The 26,598-nt window shown below is 62.1% G+C and carries 24 protein-coding genes; 18 read left to right on the top strand and 6 right to left on the bottom strand.

Annotation, left to right across the window (positions count from 1 at the left end):
- The first annotated feature begins 70 nt into the window (after positions 1–70).
- The 11 genes from rpsK (at position 71) to FJ443_RS14010 (ending at position 11,542) form a co-directional block, all read left to right on the top strand.
- Positions 71–460, top strand: a complete 390-nt coding sequence (gene rpsK / locus FJ443_RS14060; RefSeq protein WP_006205444.1) for a 30S ribosomal protein S11 — start codon at positions 71–73, stop codon at positions 458–460.
- A gap of 101 nt (positions 461–561) precedes the next feature.
- On the top strand, positions 562–1,572 hold the full coding sequence (locus tag FJ443_RS14055) for a DNA-directed RNA polymerase subunit alpha (protein WP_023682599.1): 1,011 nt from the start codon (positions 562–564) through the stop codon (positions 1,570–1,572).
- Positions 1,573–1,676: 104 nt separating this feature from the next.
- A complete protein-coding gene (gene rplQ, locus FJ443_RS14050) occupies positions 1,677–2,108 on the top strand; it encodes a 50S ribosomal protein L17 (RefSeq protein ID WP_140664504.1) in 432 nt (143 codons plus the stop codon).
- A 161-nt stretch (positions 2,109–2,269) separates the two neighbouring features.
- On the top strand, positions 2,270–3,760 hold the full coding sequence (locus FJ443_RS14045) for a DegQ family serine endoprotease (RefSeq protein WP_140664501.1): 1,491 nt from the start codon (positions 2,270–2,272) through the stop codon (positions 3,758–3,760).
- A 45-nt stretch (positions 3,761–3,805) separates the two neighbouring features.
- Complete coding sequence (locus FJ443_RS14040; RefSeq protein ID WP_140557280.1) at positions 3,806–5,113, top strand: replication-associated recombination protein A; 1,308 nt, start codon at positions 3,806–3,808, stop codon at positions 5,111–5,113.
- A 334-nt stretch (positions 5,114–5,447) separates the two neighbouring features.
- Positions 5,448–6,278, top strand: a complete 831-nt coding sequence (locus FJ443_RS14035; protein ID WP_140664499.1) for an aspartyl/asparaginyl beta-hydroxylase domain-containing protein — start codon at positions 5,448–5,450, stop codon at positions 6,276–6,278.
- A 67-nt stretch (positions 6,279–6,345) separates the two neighbouring features.
- On the top strand, positions 6,346–6,720 hold the full coding sequence (gene crcB / locus FJ443_RS14030) for a fluoride efflux transporter CrcB (protein WP_140515446.1): 375 nt from the start codon (positions 6,346–6,348) through the stop codon (positions 6,718–6,720).
- 60 nt (positions 6,721–6,780) lie between these two features.
- The gene (locus FJ443_RS14025; protein WP_140515445.1) at positions 6,781–7,761 is read left to right on the top strand and encodes an RluA family pseudouridine synthase; all 981 of its coding nucleotides are present in this window, start codon (positions 6,781–6,783) and stop codon (positions 7,759–7,761) included.
- A 2-nt stretch (positions 7,762–7,763) separates the two neighbouring features.
- Positions 7,764–8,687: a DMT family transporter gene (locus FJ443_RS14020; RefSeq protein ID WP_140664497.1), complete on the top strand. Its 924-nt coding sequence runs from the start codon at positions 7,764–7,766 to the stop codon at positions 8,685–8,687.
- Position 8,688: 1 nt separating this feature from the next.
- Entirely contained in the window at positions 8,689–9,480 is a 792-nt protein-coding gene (locus tag FJ443_RS14015; RefSeq protein WP_140525515.1) for an ATP12 family chaperone protein, read from the top strand.
- 172 nt (positions 9,481–9,652) lie between these two features.
- Positions 9,653–11,542 (top strand): MFS transporter, encoded by a 1,890-nt coding sequence (locus tag FJ443_RS14010; protein WP_140525514.1) that lies wholly within the window; start codon positions 9,653–9,655, stop codon positions 11,540–11,542.
- Positions 11,543–11,619: 77 nt separating this feature from the next.
- On the opposite strand, the gene FJ443_RS14005 is transcribed toward FJ443_RS14010, so the two are convergent.
- Positions 11,620–11,814 (bottom strand): DUF2735 domain-containing protein, encoded by a 195-nt coding sequence (locus FJ443_RS14005; RefSeq protein ID WP_140501298.1) that lies wholly within the window; start codon positions 11,812–11,814, stop codon positions 11,620–11,622.
- 311 nt (positions 11,815–12,125) lie between these two features.
- On the opposite strand from FJ443_RS14005, the gene FJ443_RS14000 reads away from it, so the two are divergent.
- The gene (locus FJ443_RS14000) at positions 12,126–13,166 is read left to right on the top strand and encodes a glutamine synthetase beta-grasp domain-containing protein (protein ID WP_140501300.1); all 1,041 of its coding nucleotides are present in this window, start codon (positions 12,126–12,128) and stop codon (positions 13,164–13,166) included.
- An 851-nt stretch (positions 13,167–14,017) separates the two neighbouring features.
- Here the strand turns inward: FJ443_RS14000 and glnA are convergent.
- Positions 14,018–15,427, bottom strand: coding sequence for a type I glutamate--ammonia ligase (gene glnA / locus FJ443_RS13995; RefSeq protein WP_140515442.1), 1,410 nt, complete (start codon positions 15,425–15,427; stop codon positions 14,018–14,020).
- 59 nt (positions 15,428–15,486) lie between these two features.
- Positions 15,487–15,825, bottom strand: a complete 339-nt coding sequence (locus FJ443_RS13990; RefSeq protein WP_006205430.1) for a P-II family nitrogen regulator — start codon at positions 15,823–15,825, stop codon at positions 15,487–15,489.
- A 332-nt stretch (positions 15,826–16,157) separates the two neighbouring features.
- Between FJ443_RS13990 and FJ443_RS13985 the strand changes: the two genes are divergently transcribed.
- Entirely contained in the window at positions 16,158–17,687 is a 1,530-nt protein-coding gene (locus tag FJ443_RS13985) for an NAD(P)H-hydrate dehydratase (RefSeq protein WP_140584213.1), read from the top strand.
- An 18-nt stretch (positions 17,688–17,705) separates the two neighbouring features.
- Here the strand turns inward: FJ443_RS13985 and FJ443_RS13980 are convergent, their stop codons facing one another.
- Complete coding sequence (locus FJ443_RS13980; protein ID WP_140501306.1) at positions 17,706–19,238, bottom strand: acyl-CoA carboxylase subunit beta; 1,533 nt, start codon at positions 19,236–19,238, stop codon at positions 17,706–17,708.
- A gap of 398 nt (positions 19,239–19,636) precedes the next feature.
- On the opposite strand from FJ443_RS13980, the gene FJ443_RS13975 reads away from it, so the two are divergent.
- Positions 19,637–21,052 (top strand): DEAD/DEAH box helicase, encoded by a 1,416-nt coding sequence (locus tag FJ443_RS13975; RefSeq protein ID WP_140515439.1) that lies wholly within the window; start codon positions 19,637–19,639, stop codon positions 21,050–21,052.
- A 108-nt stretch (positions 21,053–21,160) separates the two neighbouring features.
- On the opposite strand, the gene FJ443_RS13970 is transcribed toward FJ443_RS13975, so the two are convergent.
- Both FJ443_RS13970 and FJ443_RS13965 read right to left on the bottom strand, forming a co-directional pair.
- A complete protein-coding gene (locus FJ443_RS13970; protein WP_140515438.1) occupies positions 21,161–22,135 on the bottom strand; it encodes an alpha/beta fold hydrolase in 975 nt (324 codons plus the stop codon).
- A 93-nt stretch (positions 22,136–22,228) separates the two neighbouring features.
- Positions 22,229–23,050, bottom strand: a complete 822-nt coding sequence (locus FJ443_RS13965) for an SDR family oxidoreductase (protein WP_140501312.1) — start codon at positions 23,048–23,050, stop codon at positions 22,229–22,231.
- Between the two features lie 230 nt (positions 23,051–23,280).
- On the opposite strand from FJ443_RS13965, the gene FJ443_RS13960 reads away from it, so the two are divergent.
- The 4 genes from FJ443_RS13960 to FJ443_RS13945 all read left to right on the top strand — a co-directional run bounded on the left by FJ443_RS13960 (position 23,281) and on the right by FJ443_RS13945 (position 26,557).
- A complete protein-coding gene (locus FJ443_RS13960; RefSeq protein ID WP_140515437.1) occupies positions 23,281–24,315 on the top strand; it encodes a cysteine synthase A in 1,035 nt (344 codons plus the stop codon).
- Positions 24,315–25,058 (top strand): alanyl-tRNA editing protein, encoded by a 744-nt coding sequence (locus FJ443_RS13955; protein WP_140515436.1) that lies wholly within the window; start codon positions 24,315–24,317, stop codon positions 25,056–25,058. The genes FJ443_RS13960 and FJ443_RS13955 overlap by 1 nt, the downstream gene beginning before the upstream one ends.
- Positions 25,059–25,139: 81 nt before the next feature.
- The gene (gene sseA, locus FJ443_RS13950) at positions 25,140–25,991 is read left to right on the top strand and encodes a 3-mercaptopyruvate sulfurtransferase (protein ID WP_140515435.1); all 852 of its coding nucleotides are present in this window, start codon (positions 25,140–25,142) and stop codon (positions 25,989–25,991) included.
- Positions 25,992–25,993: 2 nt separating this feature from the next.
- Positions 25,994–26,557 carry a GNAT family N-acetyltransferase gene (locus FJ443_RS13945; protein ID WP_140501320.1) on the top strand — a complete coding sequence of 188 codons (564 nt, stop codon included), beginning with the start codon at positions 25,994–25,996 and terminating at the stop codon, positions 26,555–26,557.
- The last annotated feature ends 41 nt before the right edge of the window (positions 26,558–26,598 follow it).

The following is a 26,598-nucleotide window of genomic DNA, read 5'->3' as shown; positions in this document are numbered from 1 at the left end:
TTCCCCACTCCCTTACCAAGGTGGAGCCGCTGGCATTACGGCGGTGTAGAGATCAACTGAAAGGAATACCATGGCCAAGGAAGCCGCTCGTGTTCGCCGTCGCGAACGCAAGAACATCTCGTCGGGCGTTGCCCACGTCAATTCGACCTTCAACAACACCATGATCACCATCACTGACGCACAGGGCAATTCGATCGCCTGGTCGTCGGCCGGCGCCCAGGGCTTCAAGGGTTCGCGCAAGTCGACCCCCTTCGCCGCCCAGATGGCTGCCGAGGATGTTGCCAAGAAGGCCCAGGAACACGGCATGCGCATGCTCGAGGTCGAGGTCTGCGGACCCGGCTCCGGCCGTGAATCGGCGCTGCGCGCCCTGCAGGCGGCTGGCTTCACCATCACCTCGATCCGTGATGTGACCCCGATCCCGCACAATGGCTGCCGTCCGCGCAAGAAGCGTCGCGTTTAAGGAATTACCGAACGCCGCGTGAACGCCAGAAGCGTTCCTCCGCGGTTTTCCAGGTCGCCCGCCACGATTGGATGGTGGCGGGTCAACGGAAGGAAAGCATCATGATCCAGAAAAATTGGCAGGAACTGATCAAGCCGAACAAGATCGAGTTCTCGTCGAAGAAGAAGACGCTGACCACGCTGGTGGCCGAGCCGCTCGAACGCGGCTTCGGCCTCACGCTCGGCAACGCGTTGCGTCGCGTGCTTCTGTCCTCGCTGCGCGGCGCGGCAGTCACCGCCGTACAGATCGACGGCGTCCTGCATGAATTCTCGTCCATCGCCGGCGTGCGCGAGGACGTGACCGACATCGTCCTCAACATCAAGGAAATCGCCATCCGCATGGAAGGCGACGGCCCCAAGCGCATGGTTGTGCGCAAGCAGGGCCCGGGTGCGGTTCTCGCCGGCGACATCCAGACGGTGGGCGACGTCGAGATCCTCAATCCGGATCACGTCATCTGCACGCTGGACGAGGGCGCTGAAATCCGTATGGAATTCACTGTCGATACCGGCAAGGGTTACGTGCCGGCCGACCGCAACCGCGCCGAGGATGCGCCGATCGGCCTGATCCCGGTCGACAGCCTCTATTCGCCGGTCAAGAAGGTCTCCTACAAGGTCGAGAACACCCGTGAGGGCCAGGTCCTCGACTACGACAAGCTGACCATGACCATTGAGACCGACGGTTCGATCTCGGGCGAGGACGCGGTGGCTTTCGCCGCCCGTATCCTGCAGGACCAGCTTGGCCTGTTCGTCAATTTCGACGAGCCGCAGAAGGAAGTCGCCACCGAAGCCGTCACCGAGCTCGCCTTCAACCCGGCGCTGCTCAAGAAGGTCGACGAACTTGAGCTTTCGGTGCGTTCGGCCAACTGCCTTAAGAACGACAACATCGTCTACATCGGCGATCTCATCCAGAAGACCGAAGCCGAGATGCTGCGCACCCCGAACTTCGGCCGCAAGTCGCTGAACGAGATCAAGGAAGTCCTGGCGGCGATGGGCCTGCACCTCGGCATGGAAGTGCCGGACTGGCCGCCGGAAAACATCGAAGACCTCGCCAAGCGTTACGAAGACCAATATTGAGCATGAATTCCAAGGATCGGCGGCGTGAGCCGCTCGATCCGACGGTCATGCGGAAAACCATCAGAGGCCGTGGCCTCTTGAACAACTGAAGAAGGAGAAGAGCCATGCGCCACGGTTTTAAAGGCCGTCGCTTCGCCCGCAGCGTAAGCCACCGCAAGTCAATGTTCGCCAACCTCGCCGTGTCGCTGCTCGAACACGAGCAGATCGTCACCACCTTGCCCAAGGCGAAGGACCTGCGTCCGATCGTCGAGAAGCTGGTGACGCTCGGCAAGCGCGGCGACCTGCACGCCCGCCGCCAGGTGATCGCGCAGATCGGCAATGAAGGCGTCGTCAAGCGCCTGTTCGACACCATCGCGCCGCGCTACGCCACCCGCAACGGCGGCTATCTGCGCATCATGAAGGCGGGCTTCCGCCACGGTGACAATGCCGCGATGGCGGTCATCGAATTCGTAGACCGCGACACGGAGGCCAAGGGCGCCGGCGACCGCGCCCGCCTCGAAGCCGAAGGCACCGATGCGGAAGCCGCAGCCGCTTAAGGCTTCGCTTTTCAAATGATTTAAGGGGCCTGCGGGCCCCTTTTTCATATTCTGGCCGCCTCGGCTGCTCCTGCGTCAAAATAATTCGATTTAATCGCCTTAGCCTTTCATTTTGCACATTCGTCGGGACAATGCGCCCCAACTCGCACGGAGGATTCGCAATGCGCGCTAAAAGACTGTCCCTGGTTCTGCTCTGCGCCTTTATGGCGTTCGCAACCACGCCGACAGTCCGGCAGGCATTGGCCGAGGATGCCCCCAAAGCCGATCCGGGCCTCTCCGACGTGCTCACCGACCTGCTGCACGGCGTCGAGGGCGAAAACGCCACCTCGGGCCCCGACAAGCGCGTGCCGTTCGGCCGTGAGGAGGTGCAGTTGTCGTTCGCGCCATTGGTCAAGCAGACGACGCCGGCCGTGGTCAATGTCTATGCCTCGCAAACGGCCAAGGTCGTTTCGCCCTTCGAAGGCGATCCGTTCTTCGAAGAATTCTTCGGTCGCGCGCAGCCGCGCGCGCAGTCCTCCCTGGGCTCGGGCGTGCTTGTCGATCCGAGCGGCGTCATCGTCACCAATTTCCACGTCATCAAGAATGCCGACGAGGTGAAGGTCGCGACCGCCGACGGGCGCGAATTCACCAGCAAGGTGATGCTCAAGGACGAGACGCTCGATCTTGCCGTGCTCAAGATCGAATCCGACAAGCCATTCCCGGTCATCGCCATCGGCGATTCCGATGCGCTCGAAGTCGGTGACCTGGTGCTGGCCATCGGCAATCCTTTCGGTGTCGGGCAGACCACCACGAGCGGCATCGTTTCCGCACTTGCCCGCAGCCATATAGGCGTTTCGGATTCGGGTTATTTCATCCAGACGGACGCTGCCATCAATCCCGGCAATTCCGGCGGCGCGCTGATCAACATGGGCGGCCAGCTGGTCGGCATCAACACCGCCATCTTCAGCCGCAGCGGCGGCTCGATCGGCATCGGCTTTGCCATTCCTGCCAATATGGTGCGCGCTTTCGCCGATGCCGCCAAGGCCGGTCTCGATTTCTTCGAGCGGCCTTACATCGGGGCCGAGTTCGAAGGGGTGACGCCGCAGATCGCTGAATCGCTCGGCATGGAAAAGCCTGCCGGCGCGCTGGTCTCGTCCGTTGACGCGTCCGGACCGGCCGGCAAGGCCGGATTGAAGCCTGGCGATGTCGTCCTGCAGATCAACGGCAGGCCGGTCGAGAGCATCGAGGCACTGGACTATCGCATGGCGACGCTGTCGATCGGTACAAAGGCCAATTTCGCGGTGCTGACCAAAGGCCAGCAGGCGGCGATGGACATCGCGCTGGAACGCGCGCCCGAGGGTGCAAAACCCTCGGAGGTGACGCTGCATGGCCGCAGCCCCTTCTCGGGCGCCAAGGTTGCGGAATTATCGCCGCGGCTGGCTCAGAAGCTCGGCCTGCGCACCGACATCAAGGGCGTCACCGTGGTCGACATCAATCGCGATTCGCCGGCCGCCGATTTCGGCTTCCAGCCGGGCGACATCGTGCGCGAGGTCAACGGCACGACAATCGATACGGCGGCGACGCTGGCGCAGGCTTCCCAGCAGGATACGCGCTGGTGGCGCTTTACCGTCGAGCGCGGCGGGCAGATACTGCGCCAGGTGTTGCGTTACTGAGCTCGATCGCTGAAGAGATCGCGCTCCAAACCCAAAAAGAAGTGCATGGCCGATCTGTTCAGTGTCGATGAACCGGAAAAGGCGCCGCCAGGCCGGCCGCTGGCAGACAGGCTGCGCCCGAAAAACCTTGGCGAGGTCGTCGGCCAGGAGCATCTGACCGGCCCCGATGGTGCGCTGACCCGGCTGATTAATTCCGGTTCGCTCGGCTCCATGATTTTCTGGGGGCCGCCCGGCACCGGCAAGACCACGGTGGCGCGCCTGCTTGCCGGTGAAACCAGCCTTGCCTTCGAGCAGATTTCGGCGGTTTTCTCCGGCGTAGCCGACCTGAAGAAAGTGTTCGAGGCGGCCAAGCTGCGCCGCGCCAATGGCCGCCAGACCCTGCTGTTCGTCGACGAGATCCACCGCTTCAACCGCGCCCAGCAGGATGGTTTCCTGCCGGTCATGGAAGACGGCACCGTCGTACTCGTCGGCGCCACCACCGAAAATCCGTCCTTCGAACTCAATGCAGCTCTGCTGTCGCGTGCGCGCGTGCTGGTCTTCCATTCCCTTGGCGAGGAAAGCATAGCAAAGCTTCTGGCCAGGGCCGAGGAGACGGAGGGCAGGGCGCTGCCGCTCGATGATGAGGCGCGGGCGATGCTCATCCGCATGAGCGACGGCGATGGCCGGGCCTCCCTGACGCTGGCGGAAGAAGTGTGGCGCGCCGCCAAACCAGGCGAAGTGTTCGGCCCCGAAGGCTTGCAGCGCATCATCCAGCGTCGGGCGCCGATCTACGATAAGGGCCAGGACGGTCACTACAATTTGATCTCGGCGCTGCACAAATCCGTGCGCGGTTCTGATCCCGACGCCGCGCTCTACTATCTCGCGCGCATGTTCGACGCCGGCGAGGATCCGCTCTATCTCGGCCGGCGGCTGGTGCGCATGGCGATGGAGGACATCGGGCTGGCGGATCCCCAGGCATTGGTTGTCGCCAATGCGGCCAAGGACGCCTACGATTATCTGGGTTCGCCCGAGGGCGAACTCGCCTTCGCCGAGGCCACCGTCTATCTCGCTACGGCGCCCAAATCCAACGCGGTCTACACCGCCTTCAAAGCCGCCACGCGTGCCGCCAAGGAGCACGGCTCGCTGCTGCCGCCCAAGCACATCCTCAACGCGCCGACAAAGTTGATGAAGGACGAAGATTACGGTGCCGGCTACCGCTATGATCATGACGAACCGGACGCGTTTTCCGGCCAGGACTATTTTCCGGAAAAGATGGGCCGCCAGACCTTCTACGACCCACCCGAACGCGGTTTCGAGCGCGATATCAGGAAACGGCTCGACTACTGGGCAAAGCTGCGCAAAGAGCGGGAATAGCAGGCTTGCGACGGCCGGTGGCGGTTGCGGTCCGAAACGAGGCTTCACCTGGGGTATTTCCACGTCGGTTCTTCTGCACGCGCTGCTCGCGGCCACGATTATATCGATGCCAATGCCGCAGCTTCCGAGCCGGCCGGAGGAAGAGCAGGTAACGGTCGACATCCTGACCCCGCGACAGTTCGAGGTCTCGGCAAGGCAGTCAGCCGGGCCACGATGCCGTGGCCGTTGTGCGGCAACCCAAAAGACCTTATCAAGGCGCACGGCCGGGCGGTGGTCGTTGTCGTGAATTTGGCACTATTCATTCGCAACAGGATCGCGCTCGGCGCGTGGAAAAATGACAAAAACCCTTCGCAAGACCCTTCGCAAATTCGCCATTGCCATCCCGCTCCTTGCCCTTGGCTTCTATTTCATTCCGATCCTCACGACGATTTTCGTGGTTTGCGGCGTGATCGACGTGCTGCGCAACGACCGCAAGAATCTGTCCTTGTTCAGCGGCTATTTCCTGGGCAATGGCCTCTTCACCTGGCTGCTTTCGCCATTCAACCTGCTGGTCGACCTCCTGTGCTACAGAAATCCGGGCGTGTGGAAGCTGGAGCAGTTCCCGCAGGATTATCAGCGCGAAGTCAACGAGGTCTTGGATGTCTTCAAGGCGCGCAAGGCCGAAATCATCGCCGACATCGACGCCAATTTCGGCGCCGGCCGGCGCGGCATGTATGTCTACCAATGGTATGGCAAGCACAGGATAGACAACGTCGCCGAGTTCAACAAGGATTTCAAATACATCAAGACGATTGCCGTCTCGGTCTTCAGCAAACGCGAATCGACCTCCTGGCACTTCGGACCGCTGCGGCTCAGCCTCCGCATCCTCTACAACCTCATTCCGGTGAAGTCAGAGATCTTCGTCGAATGCGGCAACGTCAAGAACTATTGGTACGACAATCCGCTGTTCATTTTCGACGACACGCTGCTGCATCGCTCGGTCAACGAGTATGACGGTCGTCGCTACTGCGTATTCATGGACATTATCAGGCCGTCCCCGGTCCCCAGGCTTATCGCCGGCCTTCTCGCCATCGTCTCGGTGAGTGTCGAGAGGATCAATTCGATGTTCTACAAGAACTGGAAGATGATCGGCTCGACCAAGCCGAAAAAAGCAGAAACCACCTGAGCTGGCAAGTTTTCGAACGTAGCCGGCGCGCCGGATAGGTATGAATAGTCGGGGACAGTATACGGCGATGTTCAATCTGCTTCTCGTGGCCGCCGGCGGCGGCATTGGCGCCGGCGTTCGCCATCTGACCAATATGGGCTCGCTGCGCCTTGTCGGTCCCAACTATCCCTGGGGCACGATGGCGATCAACATCGTCGGTTCGTTCGCGATGGGCCTGTTCATCGCCGCCCTGGCGCGCCGCGGCGGGTCTAACGAACTCAGGCTGTTTGTTGCCACCGGCATCTTAGGCGGCTTCACGACGTTTTCCGCCTTTTCGCTCGATTTCGCGACCTTGTGGGAGCGGGGAGCCACCTTGCCGGCGTTTGGATATGCGCTGGCCAGCGTGATTGGCGCCATCATTGCCCTGTTTTTGGGTCTTTGGCTCGCAAGAAGCCTGCCTTAATGCTATTGCCGCGCCGAGAGCAGGCCTGGGCCTGCCAGGAAACGGGTAAGCGAAAACAATATGGCAGGCGTTGAACAGATCACGGTGGAGGCCGGCGAGGCGGGCATGCGGCTCGACCGCTGGTTCAAGACCCATTTCCCGGGCCTTGGCTTTGGTCATCTGCAGAAGCTGCTTCGGTCCGGGCAGATCCGCGTCGACGGCGGCCGCGTCAAGGCCGACACCCGTGTCGAGCCTGGCCAGACGGTGCGCATTCCACCGCTGGAAGTGGACAAGAAGGGCGACAGCCCGCTGACCGGCCATTCGATCCGCAACCAGGGCGATGCCGAAGTCCTGGCAAAGATGCTGATCCATGAGGATCCGAAGGTTTTCGTCTTCAACAAGCCGGCTGGCCTTGCGGTGCAGGGCGGCTCGGGCGTCACCCGTAACGTCGACGACATGTTGGAAGCCTGGCGCAACCAGAAGGGCGAGAAGCCGCGGCTGGTGCACCGGCTCGATCGCGACACGTCTGGCGTGCTGGTCGTCGCCCGCACCAGGCTGGCGGCGATGAAGCTCTCCGAGGCGTTTCGCGCCCGCGAGACCAAGAAGACCTACTGGGCTTTGGTCAAGGGCGTGCCGCCCAAGCGCGAGGATAAGATATCGACCTGGCTGATCAAGGAAGCCACGCCGGATGGCGATCGGGTGCGCATTGCCAAGCACGGCGAAAAGGGCGCCGACCATGCCGTATCCTACTATCGCATCATCGAGCAGGCGGCGCAGGCGCTGACCTGGCTGGAGATGGAGCCCTATACCGGCCGCACCCATCAGTTGCGCGTTCATGCCGCCCATATCGGTTGTCCCATCATCGGCGATCCCAAATATTTCGAGGCCGACACCAATTGGGATTTTCCGGGCGGGATGCAGAACCGCCTGCATCTGCACGCGCGCCGAATCGTCATCCCGCATCCGGACCAGGGTTTCATCGACGTCACCGCACCTATGCCGCCGCATATGCGCCAGAGCTGGAACCTGATCGGCTTCGACGACGCCAGTGCGGAGGATTGACCATGAGCGGAGCTGCCGATGCGCTCGACCGTCGCGATGCGGTCGACATGGCGGCCGCCGCCATAATGGTCGGCCTGACGTTCTCCTGGGGCCTGAATTATGTCGCCGCCAAGATCTCCTATGCCGGCTATGATCCGGTCTTCCTGTCGATCGCGCGCTCGGTTATCGGCGGGCTCTGCGTCTTCCTCTGGTGCCGCTGGCGCGGCATTGCGCTTTTCAAGAGGGACGGGACATTGCTCGCGGGCATTGCAGTCGGCGTGCTCTTCGGCATCGAGTTCCTCTGCCTTTATGTCGGGCTGGAGCACACCACGGTCGCCCGCAACACGCTGCTGGTCAACACCATGCCGTTCTGGATGCTGCTGGGAGGGCATTTCCTGCTCGGCGAGCCGATCAGCCTGCGCAAATCCCTTGGCCTTCTGCTTGCCTTTGCCGGCCTCGCCGCAGTCTTTTCCGACAAGCTCGGCGGCGGCGGGGACATGCTGTTCGGCGATCTGCTGAGCCTTGGCTCCGGATTCGTCTGGGCCTTGACCAATATCCTCATCAAGCGCTCGAGGCTGGTTGAGACGAGCGCCGAAAAGCTGCTGCTCTATCAACTCTCCGGCGCTGCGATCGTCGGCGTCCTGGTGTTGCCTCTGGCGGGCCCCTCCGTGCGCGATACCGCGCTGTTGCCGACGTTGGCCCTGCTTTTCCAGGCGCTCTATATCGTCGCCTTCACCTATGTGTTGTGGTTCTGGCTGCTGCGGCGCTATCCCGCCTCCAGCCTGTCGAGTTTCACGTTCCTGTCGCCGGTCTTCGGCGTGCTGTGCGGCGCCCTGTTCTTGAACGAGCCGCTGACCATACGCATTTTTCTGGCACTTGGTCTCATTGCCGCCGGTCTGGTCATCGTCAACAGGCCGCCGCGCCAGCAGACGGCCGAAGGAGGCTGACATGCGCGATATCCTCAGCGATCTCGAGGCGGGGAAACTGCTCTCCGACCCCGATCCGGTGCGCCGCGCCCAGATCCAGATGAAGAAGCCGCTGCCGAAGCGTTTTTACAAGATCGTTTCGGTCGCGCCGGCCGATGATGGCTTTGCCGTCCATCTCGACGGCAAACCGGTGCGCACGCCGGGCAAGGCGCTGCTGACGCTGCCGACCGAGAAGGCGGCATCGCTGGTCGCCGATGAATTCGCCGCCCAGGGCGAGACCATCGATCCGGTGTCGATGCCGGTGATGCGTCTCGTCAACACCGCGCTCGACGGCGTCGCCAGCGATCCGCAGGCGGTGCTGGAGGACATACTGCGCTTTGCCTCGTCGGATCTGCTCTGTTATCGCGCCGACGCACCACAAGGCTTGGTCGAGCGGCAGAACGAGCTGTGGGATCCTGTCCTCGACTGGGCGCAGGCAGCACTCGGCGCTCGCTTCAACCTTGCCGAGGGCATCATTCACGTCGATCAACCGCGCGAAACCATTGCTGTGCTGGGTGCGCATCTTGCCCAGCGCGCCGAGCCGCTGCGCCTGGCAGCGATCCACGTCATGACCTCGCTGACCGGTTCGGCGCTGCTGGCGTTGGCCGTGGATTTCGGCGAACTCGGCGGTGAGGCGGCCTGGACTGCCGGCCATGTCGACGAGGATTGGCAGATCGAGCATTGGGGACAGGATGCGGAGGCTGTCGCGCGCCGCTCCGCCCGTAAGCGCGACATGATGGCTGCCGTCGGTCTTATCGAGGCGCTCGAAGGCTGACCGGCCACCGCACCGCACCTAATACCAAAGTCATAATCCCAAAGTCATCTGCCGTTGGCAGGCGCTTTCTGTCATTTTTCCCGTGATTGCTGCCGCGAGTCTGCGTTCGGAGAGAAATGCGAACGCAGGGGCGCTGCATCGAGCACAAGGGTCTCACGGGAGGAGCATCTCAATGGCTATCGCATCGACCGCCAGCGGAAAGAGCCGCGGCATGACGCGAGAAGAGAAGAAAGTCATCTTCGCTTCTTCGCTCGGCACCGTTTTCGAATGGTACGATTTTTATCTCTACGGATCGCTCGCGGCCTTTATTGGTTCGACCTTTTTCAGCCCGACCATTCCGGAAGCGACGCGCAATATTTTCGCGCTGCTGGCTTTCGCCGCCGGCTTCCTCGTCCGTCCGTTCGGCGCTTTGCTGTTCGGCCGCATCGGCGACCTTGTCGGCCGTAAATATACCTTCCTCGTCACCATGACGATCATGGGCCTGTCGACCTTCCTGGTGGGCTTGCTGCCTGGTTATGCGAGCCTCGGCATCGCGGCTCCGGTGATCCTGATCATCCTGCGCATGCTCCAGGGCTTGGCACTGGGCGGCGAATATGGCGGCGCGGCCACCTATGTCGCCGAGCATGCGCCGGACGACCGGCGCGGCTACTATACGTCGTGGATCCAGACGACCGCCACACTCGGCCTGTTCCTGTCGCTGATTGTCATCCTGATCGTCCAGGGCTCCATGAGCAAGGAAACCTATGCCGCCTGGGGCTGGCGCGTTCCTTTCATCGTGTCGTTCCTGTTGCTCGGCATTTCCATCTGGATCCGGCTGTCGCTTTCCGAATCCCCCACCTTCCAGCGCATGAAGGAAGAGGGCAAGGGTTCCAAGGCACCGCTCTCGGAAGCCTTCGGCCAGTGGAAGAACGCCAAGATCGCGCTGCTGGCACTGCTCGGCCTTACGGCTGGCCAGGCCGTGGTCTGGTATAACGGCCAGTTCTACGCCCTGTTCTTCCTCCAGAACGTGTTGAAGCTGGACGCACAGTCGGTCAACATCATGATCGCCATCGCGCTTGCGCTGGGCTCCATCTTCTTCGTCGTGTTCGGCTGGCTCTCCGACAAGATCGGCCGCAAACCGATCATCATGGCCGGGCTCGCACTGGCGATCGTCTGCACCTTCCCGCTGTTCAAGGCATTGACCTGGGCCGCCAATCCGGCCCTTGCCGAGGCACAGCAGAGCACCCGCGCGACGGTGACCGCGGCACCCGGCGACTGCAGGTTCCAGTTCAATCCGGTGGGCACCGCCAAGTTCACGACGTCTTGCGACATCGCGACCTCGTTCCTGACCAAGAACTCGGTGCCCTATGACGTCGTTTCCACGGCGGCACCCGGTACGGCTGCTTCGGTCAAGATCGGCAATGAAACGGTGGCATCCTACGATGCTGTCGCCGCGGGCGACCAGGCCAAGGCCAAGGAGGCCGCCTTCGTCAAGGCCGTCAACATGTCGCTGCAGGACGGCGGATATCCGCTGAAGCGTGCTGCGATCAAGATACCGGACCAGAAGCTCGACGCGTTTGTCGCTGCCAATCCCGAACTGAAGCTCGACGCCGCCGCCATCCGCGCCGGCGAGAAGGCGACGGTTCCTACCGATCAGGCTATCAAGGACAAGCTTTTGACCGCCGACGAGGCTGCCGGTGCGCCTGAGGTCACCGTCTACAACATACCCGGCGGCGGTGCCTTCGCCATGTTCGCCGACCCTGCGGCCGTGAACTGGCCTATGACGATCGCCATCCTGTTCGTCCTCGTCCTGTTCGTGACCATGGTCTACGGTCCGATCGCGGCCATCCTGGTCGAGATGTTCCCGACCCGCATCCGCTACACCGGCATGTCGCTGCCCTACCATATCGGCAATGGCTGGTTCGGCGGGTTGCTGCCGGCGACGGTGTTCGCGCTCAGTGCCTACAGGGGCGACATCTATTATGGCCTCTGGTATCCCGTGATAATCGCGGCGATGTCGCTCGTCATCGGCATGATCTTCGTCAAGGATACGCTGGGCACGAACCTGGAGACCAAGCAGTAACGGGTCGGATCCACATGCATGAGAAAACCCGGCGCGAGCGATCGCGCCGGGTTTTCATATCGAGGCTGAAGATGCGTTCAGCTCTTCGGCTGCTGGTTTTCTTCCTCGACAGCGGCCTCGTGATACCAGCCATCGAAATCGGCATGCGTGTTACGCAGCGAGGCAAGCTCTGCCGCGAACTTGGCCTTCGCGCCTAAATTTGAGGCAGATACGCGGCCTGCAAGCGGGAACATCAGGATCTTTGCCGACGGACGGGCGAGGGTGACTTCCATTGGCGGTCTCCTTTCTTCTCCGAGGGTCAGTTGATTCAGCTTTTCCTCAAAATAGGTTCTGCGATTCATTTAGGCAATATGCTTATGAAAAGATCAGTTATTGCCTATTATTTGCGCAATCTCTGCGTCTGATCGATCCCGGCGCATTGCTGGGGCGGTGCAGTGAATTCACGGGAATCTTACGACCATTTTGTCGCACCGGTCGATGCCAGAGTGGCATATGAATTGCTTTTTACCACTCGGCAGGTCGGCTTGCTCCGGCCATGCGTCGACACCGCGTGCGGTGGTCAAGCACAACGAGAGGCTCTAGAATGACCAAATACAAGCTCGAGTATATCTGGCTCGACGGATACACCCCGGCCCCCAATCTTCGCGGCAAGACCCAGATCAAGGATTATGCCGAGTTCCCGAAGCTCGACCAGCTGCCGCTGTGGGGCTTCGACGGCTCGTCCACCATGCAGGCCGAGGGCCGAAGCTCTGATTGCGTGTTGAAGCCGGTCGCGCTTTATCCCGATCCGGCCCGCACCAACGGCGTTCTCGTCATGTGCGAAGTCATGATGCCCGATGGCGTCACGCCGCACGTGTCCAACAGCCGCGCGACCATTCTCGACGACGAGGATGCCTGGTTCGGTTTCGAGCAGGAGTACTTCTTCTACAAGGATGGCCGTCCGCTCGGTTTCCCCGAGAGCGGTTATCCCGCCCCGCAGGGCCCGTACTACACCGGCGTCGGCTATTCGAACGTCGGCAGCATCGCGCGCCAGATCGTCGAAGAGCATCTCGACCTCTGCCTTGCCGCGGGTATCAACCATGAAGGCATCAACGCCGAAGTGGCCAAAGGCCAGTGGGAATTCCAGATTTTCGGCAAGGGCTCCAAGAAGGCCGCCGATCAGATGTGGATGGCCCGCTACCTGCTCCAGCGCCTCACCGAAAAGTACGGCATAGATATCGAGTTCCACTGCAAGCCGCTCGGCGACACCGATTGGAACGGCTCGGGCATGCATTGCAACTTCTCGACCAAATATATGCGCGAAGTCGGCGGCAAGGGTTATTTCGAGGCCCTGATGGCGCAGTTCGAAAAGAACCTGATGGACCATATCGCCGTGTACGGCCCGGACAACGACAAGCGTCTGACCGGCAAGCACGAGACGGCCCCCTGGAACAAGTTCAGCTATGGTATCGCCGACCGCGGCGCCTCGATCCGCGTGCCGCATTCGTTCGTCAAGAATGACTACAAGGGTTATCTGGAAGACCGCCGCCCGAACTCGCAGGGCGACCCCTACCAGATCGCTTCCCAGGTCCTGAAGACGATCTCGCAGGTTTCGACCGGCGCATCGGTTTCGGCCGCTGCTTGATATTTCACGTCGGGCCTCAAGATCCCCGACAACCATGACGCGAGCCCCGGCGGGAGTTGCCGGGGCTTTTTCGTGTGACGATGGCGGGCACTATCGCATGCCGCTGTTTCCGTTCGCCGCTCCTCGTCTTCCTGGCTCCTGGCCTGGCAAAGCAAATTCCCCCAAAAAAAGTCAGGTTAAAAAGGGCGGCTCAAACCCATCCCGACAAGGCGGCTTTGGGCTGACGAAAGCATACCTTGGCGCCGGGCCGCAGGCTTCGAAATCCTCGAAAAAGCCCGGAAATCCGGCCATTCCGGCAAGAATGCCTGTCGACCGATCCTTTCATAAGCCCCTGTTCATACACCAAAATCGACCGTCTCGACGCCCGGCAGGCGACATTGACAGGCTGCGGCGCAACATGCGTATTCGCAGGCATTGGGGGATACGCCAAGCGGTGCTGTTCGAAGGGGCGGGGTTTCTTGAACGACAGCATTGGCGGGGGCGCCGGACGAGCGGGCATTGCAGCCTGAGGCAGTGTGCCGCTCGCTCCTGGCTTATCCCTTTACTCGCAAAAAGCGCATGCCGGATCGCCTGGCAGCCCAGCTTGGCTGGCTCAAGCCGGCCTGTGCCTCAGCGCAATCGGCACGTGTGACGTGACCAGCCGACGGAACCTCAGCAGCCGGTGCGCCTTTCCAGTCGCTGGATCGGGGCAGCATCCGATCGAACGCGTCAGTGTCCGCGGATTTGGCTGAATGGAAGCCTCGATATGAGCAAACAAAGAGGCCGGAAGAGGTTCATCTTCCGGCCTCGCATTTGCAGGCTGAATTGAAGCCGCTGGATCCGGGTTATGCCGGGTCCAGGGAGATCAAAAATCAGACCGAATAGTACATGTCGTATTCGACGGGATGCGGTGTCATTTCGAAGCGCATCACCTCGGCCATCTTCAACTCGATGTAGCTGTCGATCTGGTCGTCGTCGAAGACGCCGCCGGCCTTCAGGAAGCCGCGGTCCTTGTCGAGGCTCTGGAGCGCCTCACGCAGCGAGCCGCAGACGGTCGGGATCTTCTTCAGCTCCTTCGGCGGCAAATCGTAGAGATCCTTGTCCATCGGCTGGCCGGGATGAATCTTGTTCTTGATCCCGTCGAGGCCGGCCATCAGCATGGCGGCAAAGGCGAGATAGGGGTTCGCGCCCGGATCGGGGAAGCGGACCTCGACGCGCTTCGACTTTGGCGACGAGCCGAACGGGATGCGGCAGGATGCCGAGCGGTTGCGCGCCGAATAGGCGAGCAGCACCGGCGCCTCGTAGCCCGGCACCAGGCGCTTGTAGGAATTGGTCAGCGGGTTGGTGAAGGCGTTGATGGCCTTGGCGTGCTTGATGATGCCGCCGATATAGAACAGGCAGCTTTCCGAGAGGCCGGCATACTCGTTGCCGGCGAAGGTCGGCTTGCCTCCTTTCCAGATCGACTGGTGGACATGCATGCCCGAGCCGTTGTCGCCGAAGATCGGCTTCGGCATGAAGGTGGCGGTCTTGCCATAGGCATTGGCGACCTGATGCACGACATATTTGTAGATCAGCATCTTGTCGGCGTTGCGGACCAGCGTGTCGAACTTGATGCCGAGTTCGTGCTGGGCCGCAGCCACCTCGTGGTGATGCTTCTCGACCCGCACGCCCATCTCGGCGAGCACGGTCAGCATCTCGGAGCGCATGTCCTGCGCCGAATCGATCGGCGGCACCGGGAAATAACCCCCTTTGATGCGCGGACGGTGGCCGAGATTGCCGGTTTCGTAGTCGGTGTCGTCATTGGACGGCAGTTCGGTGGAATCGAGCCTGAAGCCGGTGTTATAGGGATCGGCTTTGTACTTGACGTCGTCGAAGACGAAGAACTCGGCTTCCGGGCCGACATAGATGGTGTCGCCGATCCCTTCCGACTTCATGTAGGCCTCCGCCTTCTTGGCAGTGCCGCGCGGGTCGCGGTTGTAGGATTCGCCCGAAACCGGATCGAGGATGTCGCACAGGATGACCATCGTCGACTGCGCGAAAAACGGATCCATGTGGACCGTTTCAGGATCGGGCATCAGCACCATGTCGGACTCGTTGATCGCCTTCCAGCCGGCGATCGAAGAACCATCGAACATCACGCCATCGGCGAACATGTCTTCCTCGACCTCGATGACATCCATCGTCACGTGCTGCAGCTTGCCCTTCGGGTCGGTGAAGCGCAGGTCAACGAACTTCACATCGTTGTCCTTGATCTGCTTCATGATGTCTTTGGCTGTCGTCATGTCATGTATCCCTGTGGTGACGTTTTTTAATAATGACGTTTCGGAAGATGGGCGAGGTGTCAGACCGCATCCATGCCGGTTTCGCCGGTGCGGATGCGCACAACTTCCTCGATGTTCGAGACGAAGATCTTGCCGTCGCCGATGCGCCCAGTCTGGGCCGCCTTGCGGATGGCTTCGATGGCGCCTTCAACCGCATCGTCGCCGAGCACGACCTCGATCTTCACCTTGGGCAGGAAGTCGACGACATATTCGGCGCCGCGATAAAGCTCGGTGTGGCCCTTCTGGCGTCCAAAACCCTTGGCCTCGGTCACGGTGATGCCTTGCAGTCCGGCCTCCTGAAGCGCTTCCTTCACTTCGTCCAGCTTGAATGGCTTGATGATCGCTTCGATCTTTTTCATGTAAAAAGTGGCCTCCACTGCCAAAAAAACGGGTTGTGAGCCCCGCTTGCGCCTCCATCAAGCACGAATTGTGCCAATTGGCGGGATTTCAAGCGGTGTCATTCGATTCCAGAACATGCCGCACGAAGATGCAAATTCGCATCGTTCACTGCATCCAGCGCGCGACGGATGGCTGCAGCCTACGCGGCGTCGGTGTTTATGTCTGCCCGATATTTAGGCGTATTGCTTATTTGGTGGGCATTGCTCAGCTTGGCTGGGACCGCGCCAACTCCTCTGCGTTTGCGTCGAGCCGAAAACTGGACAATGCTTTATCGAATGCGGATCGGCAATCCATGAGCAACGAACTTCTTTCTCCCGAGGAGATGAGCGAGGCGGATCGGTTGACGATTGCCGCCGGCGCAATCGACGGCATCGGCCTGATGCGCCGTGCAGGCGAAGCCGTCGCGGCCGAAATTTTCAGGCGCGATCCGGCAGCGAAGCGGGTCCATGTGCTTTGCGGTCCCGGCAACAATGGCGGCGATGGCTATGTCGTGGCCCGCTGCCTGGCAACCGCTGGCGTCGACACGGTGGTCTGGGCGACGGGCACGCCGAAGCCGGGCAGCGATGCCGCGCTTGCCGCCGGCGAATGCCCGGTCAAACCTCGGCCGCTGGCGAATTTCGCGGCCGAAGCCGGCGCTGTCGTCGTCGACGCTCTTTACGGAGCAGGGCTGTCCAAACCGCTGTCCGGTGAAGCGGCGAGAACGGTTGGCGTGGTGACAAGCCTGGCCTTGCCGGTCGTCGCGGTCGATCTGCCATCAGGCGTTTCCGGGGACAGCGGCCAAGTGCTCGGCCATGCTTTTCGGGCTGGGGTCACCGTCACCTTCGCCCGCAAAAAACCTGGTCATCTTTTGCTGCCCGGGCGCGAGCTGTGCGGGGAGATCGTGCTCGCCGATATCGGTATCGCCGATGGTCTCATTGCCCGGATTCGGCCCCAGGCGTTCGAGAACTCGCCGGCGCTTTGGCTCAGCGCCTTTCCGATTCCGGGCGTCGATACGCACAAGTACAAGCGCGGCCATGTCGGCGTCTTTTCCGGCGGCCCGAGCGCCACTGGCGCGGCGCGGCTTGCGGCGCTTGCCGCGGCGCGAAGCGGGGCAGGGGCGGTCACCGTCCTGTCCCCGGCGAAAGCCATGCAGGTCAATGCCGCGCATCTGACCTCGATCATGCTGCGCAAAGCAAATGACAGCGCCGACATCGACGCCTTCATCGGCGAACGCCGGCCCTCCGCTTTTGTACTGGGCCCTGGCTTCGGTGTCGGTGAAAGAACGCGGAATTTTGCTCTCACGCTGCTTGCCGCTGGCCAGCAGCGGAACGTTTCCGCCTCGGTCGATGGTCTGGTGTTCGACGCCGACGCGATCACCTCGTTTCGCGAGAAGCCGGATGTCCTGTTCGAAGCCTCGCGCCAGCCGAGCGCGCCGTCGCTGGTGATGACGCCGCATGAAGGCGAGTTCGCCAGGCTGTTTGCTGACATCGCGGGTGGCGCCGTTTCGTCCAAGTTGGGCAGGGCTCGTATGGCCGCCACCCGTGCCAATGCCGTGATCGTCTATAAGGGCGCCGACACCGTAATCGCTGCTCCCGATGGCAAGGCCGCGATAAACTCCAATGGCGCGCCGTGGTTGGCAACCGCCGGTTCGGGCGACGTGCTCTCGGGGCTCGTGGCCGGCTTCCTGGCGCAAGGCATGCCGGCCTTCGAGGCGGCGTGCGCGGCGGTATGGATCCATGCCGAGGCCGGCAGCCGGTTCGGGCCGGGGCTGATCGCCGAGGATTTCCCGCTGGCGCTGGTGCCTGTGCTGCGTGAACTGGTGGCGGCTCGCGGCGCGCGCTGACTTGCCGCGACATTCAGCTTACAGCGGAATGTTGTCGTGCTTTTTCCAGGGGTTCTGCATGTCCTTGTTGCGCAGCATTCGCAGCGCGCGGGCGATGCGGCGGCGGGTCGAATGCGGCATGATCACCTCGTCGACATAGCCGCGCTCGGCGGCGACGAAGGGTGACAGGAAGCGGTCTTCGTAAGTCTTTGTATGGGCAGCGATCTTTTCGGCGTCTCCGATGTCCTTGCGATAGATGATCTCGACCGCGCCCCTGGCGCCCATCACGGCGATCTGCGCCGTCGGCCAGGCATAGTTCATATCGCCACGCAGGTGTTTCGAAGCCATCACGTCATAGGCGCCGCCATAGGCCTTCCTGGTGATGACGGTGATCTTCGGCACGGTCGCCTCGGCATAGGCGAAGAGCAGTTTGGCGCCGTGCTTGATCAGCCCGCCATATTCCTGCGCCGTGCCCGGCAGGAAGCCCGGAACGTCGACGAAGGTGACGATCGGAATCGAAAAACAGTCGCAGAAGCGCACGAAGCGCGCCGCCTTGCGGCTGGCGTCGGAATCGAGCACGCCGGCCAGCACCATGGGCTGGTTGGCGACGAAGCCGACCGTGCGGCCTTCAATACGTCCGAAGCCGGTGACGATGTTCTTGGCGAAACTTTGCTGGATCTCGAAGAAATCACCCTCGTCGGCGACTTTCAGGATCAGCTCCTTGATATCGTAAGGCTTGTTGGCGTTGTCGGGGATCAGCCGGTCGAGCGACAGATCGTGATCGGTGACCGACTGGTAGCATTCAATCTCGGGAATCTCCGATGTGTTCGAGGCCGGCAGCAAATCGACCAGCCGGCGCATCTGCAGCAGTGCTTCGACGTCGTTGTCATAGGCGCCGTCGGCGATCGAGGATTTCGTCGTGTGAACGGAAGCGCCGCCGAGGCTCTCGGCGGTCACCGTCTCGTTGGTGACGGTCTTCACCACGTCCGGTCCAGTGACGAACATGTAGGAGGTGTCGCGCACCATGAAGATGAAGTCGGTCATGGCCGGCGAATAGACGTCGCCGCCAGCGCAAGGCCCCATGATCACGGAAATCTGCGGAATGACGCCCGACGCCAGCACATTGCGCTGAAAGATCTCGGCGTAGCCGCCGAGTGCAGCCACGCCTTCCTGGATGCGGGCACCGCCGGCATCGTAGAGGCCGATGATCGGCGCGCGGTTGCGCAGCGCCATCTCCTGCACCTTGATGACCTTTTCGGCATGCGCTTCCGACAGCGAGCCGCCGAACACGGTAAAATCCTTGGCGAAAAGGTAGACGGGACGGCCGTTGACGGTGCCCCAGCCGGTGACAACGCCATCGCCGGCGATCTTGGTCTTTTCCATGCCGAAGTCGGTCGAACGGTGCTCGACATACATGTCGAACTCCTCGAACGAACCCTCGTCGAGAAACACCTCGATGCGTTCGCGGGCGGTGAGCTTGCCCTTCTTGTGCTGCGCGTCGATGCGAGCCTGACCGCCGCCCATGCGGGCGATCTCGCGACGACGCTCGAGTTCCTTCAGCACGTCCTTCATTCTCGATCTCCTGCGCGGGCTGCTTTGTGGTAATGATGCCCGCAGGTGAGCGCAAGCGTCGCTTTTTCGAGGCGTTTTGTTGCGCTGCAACATGATGCCCTTGCATTTCAGAGCGAACTCAGCCATATGCACGGCATAGGCGCTTGGGCCGGACCGATCCGGCCTTCTCCTCGAATGAGACTGGTTGCGTCTGTTTTCCCTCTTTCCTGCTGATCGACCCCGATTGGTTAGCAAGGTGGCGAAAAAGCCCCGTGGCATGATGCCTGCGGGCACGACAGCGCAGCCGCGCGGACGAACACGTCCGCCGCCTTGTCGTTCCATGACAATTGATTCGACGGCAGGTTGCGCCCTGCCGCCATTGATGTTTGCGGCCAGAGGCCGCGTGAAAGAAGAATATTTTGACCAACGAAAACACTTTGCCCGGCAACGACACTGGAGAACTCTCCGGTTTCGCAGCACTGGGAATCACGGGTGCGCTGCTCAAGGCCACCCATGCCGCCGGCTTCACCGATCCGAAGCCGATCCAGGCTCAGGCGATCCCGCCGCAGATGGAAGGCCGTGACATTTTCGGCATCGCCCAGACCGGCTCCGGCAAAACTGCGGCCTTCGCGCTGCCGATCCTGTCGAAGATCATTGCGCTCGGCACCAAGCGCCGGCCGAAGACGGCACGCGCGCTGATCCTGGCGCCGACTCGTGAGCTCGCCGTGCAGATCGAGGACACCATCAAGATCCTCGCCAAGGGCGCGCATGTCTCGACCGCGCTCGTGCTGGGCGGCGTCTCGCGCTTCAGCCAGGTGAAGAAGGTTGCGCCTGGTGTCGACATCCTGATCGCCACGCCTGGCCGGTTGACCGATCTGGTGCGCGAAGGCGACCTCATGCTTGCCGACACCAAATGGCTGGTGCTCGACGAGGGCGACCGCATGCTCGACATGGGCTTCATCAATGACGTCAAGCGCATCGCCAAGGCGACCGCGCCGGACCGTCAGACGGTGCTGTTCTCCGCGACTATGCCCAATGAAATCGCCGAACTGGCGAAAGGCCTGCTGAAGAACCCAATCCGTGTCGAAGTCGCGCCGCAAAGCACGGCGGCGGCCGAGATCGCGCAGAGCGTCGTCCTTGCCCGCACCAAGCAGAAGCGCCAAGTGCTGTCGACGATGCTCGCCGACGAGACGATGAAGTCCGTCATCATCTTTTCGCGCACCAAGCACGGCGCCGACCGGGTAACCAAGGACCTCGAGCGCGACGGCTTCAAGGCCGCTGTCATCCACGGCAACAAGTCGCAGAATGCGCGGCAGAAGGCACTGAACGATTTCCGCGAGGGTTCGGTGCGCATTCTGGTGGCCACCGATATCGCCGCGCGCGGCATCGACGTGCCCGGCATCAGTCATGTCGTGAATTTCGACCTGCCTGATGAGGCGGAGAGCTATGTCCACCGCATCGGCCGCACCGGCCGCAACGGCCGGGACGGCATTGCGATTACGCTCTGCGATCCGTCCGAGAACAGCAAGCTGCGCCAGGTCGAACGCATCATCCGCGCCAAGCTGCCTGTTGTCGCCGACCATCTCGGCAGCCCCGATCCGCAGCGCAACCCGGCTGAGAAGAACGAGCGCTTCGAGCCTGCCAATGACCGAAACGACCGCAATGGCCGTCGCGACGGCAGGCGGCCGGGCGGCCAGAACAACGGCTCCGGCAAGAAGCGCTTCGGTGACAAGCCGGCCTTCGCTGGCGACCGCAAACCGGAAGGCGCCAAGCCCTTCAAGGGCAACAATAAACGCCGCTTCGGCGGCAAGCGGCCCGCGGCGCGGGCCGCGTAGGCAGGCCGCTTCGTATTGGCCGGGCATTTGCGTGCCCGGCTGGTCACCAGTGAGATAAAGGGCGACCGCGGTGAGGCTGCGGTCGCCCTTTCCGTATGGAAGCTCGGGCTACTTCGCGACCGCCTCGATCCAGACGGCAATTCTTTGTGCAAGGAAGGTCGTGGTCGATGGCGACAGGGCGTCGCCGGCGATGACGTGGTTGTCGGGATCGCCGGTATCGTCGACCGGAACCAGCTCGTGCGGCGCGCCCCAACGCCCGGCGATTTCACGCGTGCGGTCAGGCCGCACCACGCTGTCCGAATCCGAAAAGATGAAGAGGGCAGGGACCACCGCTTTCTCCACCGGCGCGCCATAGGCAAGTTCCGTCAGCGCCTGCATCGGCAGCGTCGCGGCAAGGGGATATCTGGTGGTCCAGAATTTCTCGTGCAGCGCGTTGCGCGGCATGAAGCTGCGCTCCTTGCCGGCGACGAGTTCGGCTATTTGTTTGCCCCATCGCATGGTCAGGATCCCGGCGCCCGACGCCTTGACGCCGAAATTCGGCGAGATGAACGCGATCGCCGCCACGCCGTCCGAAGCACCCGGTTGTGTTGCCGCCCAGGCCGCCAGCGAGCCGCCGGTCGAGGTGGAGATGACGATCACCTTGTCGCCGATGGCCCGGCCGATCGCGAGCGCCTCCTCATAGTCGTTGATCCAGGCATCGACGCTGCCTTGCGTCATGGCCGCGCCATCCTGCCCGTGGCCGGTGAGGCGGGTAAAGAACAGATTGGCGTCGAGCTGGTCGGCAACCTCGTCGGGCAGCGGGCGGAGCTCGCCTTTCGACGCCGAAAAGCCGTGGATATAGACGATCGACAGCCGTGTCCTGGCATGCACCATCGGATTGGCCCAGATGATCTCTTTCTCCAGCCCGTCACGGATGCCGGATATCGCCGCTTCCGTCCTGGCCACATAGGCCTGCGGATCGTCGCCGATTGCGGCTGGATCGAAGCGGATCGTGGTGTCGACGGGAACCCGCGGGCCGAGCACGAAGGCCAGTGCGAGGATGGCGACTAACCCCAGCACAGCAAGCACGATTCGTCGCCCCATCGCAGACTCCAAACGCAACAACAACAAACCTACGGCGGCGGCGGGGAACAGGCAACGACCGGCCCGGCGATGAAGCCGCCGATCCGCTGGCTTCTATTCGCTCGGCGGCTTGCGGTCGTAATTCAGCGGCCGTGCCTTCCAGCTCGTCATGAGGCTGATCACGCCTCGGTACACCGGTCTCGGCAACAGGCTGAGCAGCTTCAGGGGCCAGCTCGTCCGGCGCGGGAATGTGACCTCGAAGCCGCCGGATTTGATACCCCGCACCATGCGCCGCGTCGCTCGGCTGACCGGCATCAGCCCCGGCATGGGCAGCATGTTCTTCTCGGTCAGCGGTGTGTCTATGAAGCCCGGATTCATGACCTGGACGCGCACGTTCATCTTGTCGAAATCGTATTTCAGCGATTCGGCCAGGATGTTGATCGCCGCTTTGGTGCCGCCATAAGCGGCCGTCGTCGGCCAGCCGAAATAAGCGGTGACCGAGCCGACCAGCACGATATGGCCGCGCGCCCGCACCCGCATGCGTTCGACGACCGGCACCAGCCCGTTGATGATGCCGAAATAGTTGACCTCGAAAGACCGGCGAAAATCGCTGACGACGAGAGCCTCGCCAGGCGTGGAAATGTAATTGCCCGCGTTTAAGACGGCGAGCACGATGGGGCCAAGCTCGTTTTCGATCGCAGCGACGGTTCTCGCCATGCGCGGCTCGTCGGTCACATCGCAGGGAAAAGCCTTGACCTTGCCTGGCATCTGCGCGGTCTCGACAATGAGCGTGTCGATCGGATCGCCATCGGGTGCGGTTACGGCCACCGCATAGCCCTGGGACGCAAGATCCCTGGCCAGCGAACGGCCGATGCCGCTGCTGCCTCCCGTGACCCAGGCGACGCCATGCTTCGGGTCGGCCCGATAAAGTGTCATGCTGCGCCCCCGTCGAATTGTTCTTGGCTTTTGCTCTAACCGCGAAGAAATCGAATGAAAAGAGCGGTTTTCGATGCCGGTCCCAAATGAACCGCGCGGATACGCCCGGCACCAGGGAGAGGCCGGCGCAAATGCAGTGCAGAAAATGCGACTGGACCAGGCAAATTCTTGCCTTGAAACCGAAGCTTCGGGTTTCTAGGGTTTCGCCGCAGCTACACAAGGACTCCCGAATGCCCCGCTCCGTGATCGACGCTATCGGCAACACGCCATTGATCCGCCTCAACAGGGCTTCGGAAGAAACCGGCTGCGAGATCCTGGGCAAGGCCGAATTCATGAATCCCGGACAGTCGGTCAAGGACCGCGCCGGCCTGTTCATCATCCGCGATGCCGAAGAGCGTGGGCTGCTCAGGCCGGGCGGCGTCATTGTCGAGGGCACGGCCGGCAATACGGGCATCGGGCTGACGCTGGTCGCCAAGGCGCTCGGCTACCGCACCGTCATCGTCATTCCCGAAACGCAGAGCCAGGAGAAGAAGGACACGATCAAGCTGCTCGGCGCCGAGCTGATCGAGGTTCCGGCCGTGCCGTACAAGAACCCCAACAATTACGTGAAATTGTCGGGGCGGCTGGCTGAGCAAATGGCGCGTTCGGAGCCGAACGGCGCTATCTGGGCCAACCAGTTCGACAATGTCGCCAACCGCGACGGGCACATCCGCACCACGGCGCAGGAGATCTGGAGCCAGACCGGCGGCAAGGTCGACGGCTTCGTCTCGGCGGTCGGCTCGGGCGGAACGCTGGCCGGCGTCGCTTTCGGACTGAAGGCGAAAAACAGGGACGTCAAGATTGCTCTCGCAGATCCGCTGGGCGCCGCGCTCTACAGTTTCTACACCAGCGGTGAGCTGAAGTCGGAAGGCAGTTCGATCACCGAAGGCATCGGGCAGGGGCGCATCACAGCCAACCTCGATGGGTTCACGCCCGACTTTTCGTTCCAGATTCGTGATGAGGATGCGTTGCCGATCGTCTTCGACCTGGTCCAGGAGGAAGGCCTTTGCGTCGGCGGTTCGACCGGCATCAACATAGCGGGCGCGATCCGACTGGCGCGTGAACTCGGCCCCGGCCATACCATCGTGACCATTCTTTGCGACTACGGCACACGCTACCAATCGAAACTGTTCAATCCCGAATTCCTGCGCGAAAAGAAGCTGCCGGTGCCCGGCTGGATGGAAGAGAAATCAGATATTTCCGTGCCGTTTGAAAAGGTCGTGTGATGGCGCACAAGACCGAAGCGCTGTTTCGCGACGACGCCTATCTCAGGACGGCCGATGCCGTGGTGGTCGCCGTCAACGAGCGCGGCGGCATCGTTCTGGACCGCACCATCTTCTATGCCACCTCGGGCGGGCAGCCGGGCGATAGCGGCCATCTCCAGCGCGCCGATGGCAGCCGCATCGTCCTGGCCGCCACCATCACCGGGGAAACAAAGGACGAGATCATCCACGTGCCGGCGCCGGAACAAGCCGCGCCTGCGGTCGGCGAGCGCCTGAAGCTCGCAATCGACTGGGAGCGACGTCATCTCTTGATGCGCATGCATGCCGCTTGCCATTTGCTCACCGTCGTCTGCCCGTTTCCGATCACCGGCGCGGCGGTTTCGGAAGACGACAGCCGTGTCGATTTCGACATTCCCGACGCCAGCTTCAGCAAGGAAGACGTGACGGCTGGCCTGATGGGCCTGGTGCGGGCCGATCATCCGATCTTTACCAGGCTGATCAGCGACGAGGAACTGGCCGCCAATCCGGGTCTGGTGAAGTCCAAGAATGTCCGTCCGCCGCTAGGTACCGGCAAAATCCGACTGGTCTGCATCGGCGAGAATGCTTCGGTGGACAGTCAGCCCTGTGGTGGCACCCATGTCAAAAGCACCGGCGAGATCGGCGAAATCCATATCGGCAAGATTGAGAAGAAGGGGCGTGAAAACCGGCGCTTCCGCATCCGGTTTGGACCGATGCCCCAAACATGATCTCGAAAGCTACGATGTTTTCGGACAAGATCATGCGGCAAGGCAAGACAACGTCTGGTCAATGGCGGCAGGAGAACCACAATGGCTGAAGACAGTCCTTTCACCGTCGACGCGGACTGGTTGCAGGAGCGTTTGGGCCAGCCTGGCCTGACGATTGTCGATGCATCCTGGTATCTTCCGGCGCAAAACCGCGACGCGCGCGCCGAGTATGACGCTGGGCACATTCCGGGCGCCCGCTTCCTGGATCAGGACGCGGTCTCCGATCCGGACGCCGCGCTGCCGCATACGCTGCCGTCGCCGCAGCATTTCGCGCAGTATGTCGGCGCGATGGGCGTTTCGGCAGATGACACGATCATCGTCTATGACGGCCCGGGCTTTTTCTCGGCACCTCGGGCTTGGTGGATGTTCCGGGTGATGGGCGTCTTCCAGACCTATATCCTTGACGGCGGTTTCGATGGCTGGAAAGCGGCAGGTCGGCCGGTGACGGCCGAACCGACCAAAATCGCGCCAAGCGTGTTCCACGCCGATTTCGACGCCGGCCGGGTCGCCAGCCTTGCCGAGATGCGCCGCATCGTCGAAACCCGGGAAAGCCAGATTGCCGATGCACGCGGGGCAGGACGCTTCACCGGCGCGGAGCCGGAGCCGCGTGCGGGCGTCCGTTCCGGCCATATGCCGGGCGCGCGCAACTTGCCTTATTCGGCGCTGTCGGAAAACGGCGTGCTTCTGCCGAAGGAGCGGTTGCGCAAGGTGGTCGAGGACGCCGGCCTCGATCTGTCGAAGCCAATCGTCACTTCCTGCGGCTCCGGCGTTACGGCGGCGGTGATCACGCTTGCGTTGGAAACGCTTGGCCATACCGACAACAGGCTTTACGACGGCTCATGGACCGAATGGGGCGGTCTCTCCGACACACCAGTCGTGACAGGCAAGGAATGACGATGGAAAACGGCGAGCTGAAGGACATCGAAGTCACGGTGACGTTCCTCGAGATGCATGCGCCACCGGCCGTGTCGCCGCCCATGCCCTACAACCGCCAGGTCGCACTCCTGAAAACTAAGGACATTCCGCTGCATTTCTACCGGTACCTGATGGATCGGGTGGGGCGTAAATGGCACTGGGTCAATGTGCTGAGGCTGGATGACGACGAGCTTTCGGCCGGCATCCACCGCGAGGATCGCGACATCAGGGTGCTCTATCTCGATGGCGCGCCCGCCGGTTTTTTCGACCTCAAGCCGCATCTGCCGGAAGAAGTCGAGCTTGCCTATTTCGGCATGATGGAACACGCCACCGGGCAAGGCATCGGCCGCTGGTTCCTGGGATCGGCGATCGCCGCGGCTTGGTCGTATGGACCGAAGCGGGTGACGGTGCAGACCTGCACGCTCGACCATCCTGCTGCCTTGCCGCTCTACCAGAAGCTCGGCTTCGCGCCGGTGGCGCAGAAGAAGGAGACCGTTCACCCTCTGCCCTTCGCCGAGCGCTCGGCCAGCGTCATGCGGCCATAGCGACGCCCTCACAAAAGCTGAACCTCTCGTTCATCCGCGCT

It is taken from the genome of Mesorhizobium sp. B2-6-1, from assembly GCF_006440475.1.
In the GTDB taxonomy this organism is placed as follows: Bacteria; Pseudomonadota; Alphaproteobacteria; order Rhizobiales; family Rhizobiaceae; genus Mesorhizobium.
The sequence above is the reverse complement of the archived record's forward strand: the minus strand, read 5'-3'. Positions and strand labels throughout refer to the sequence as shown.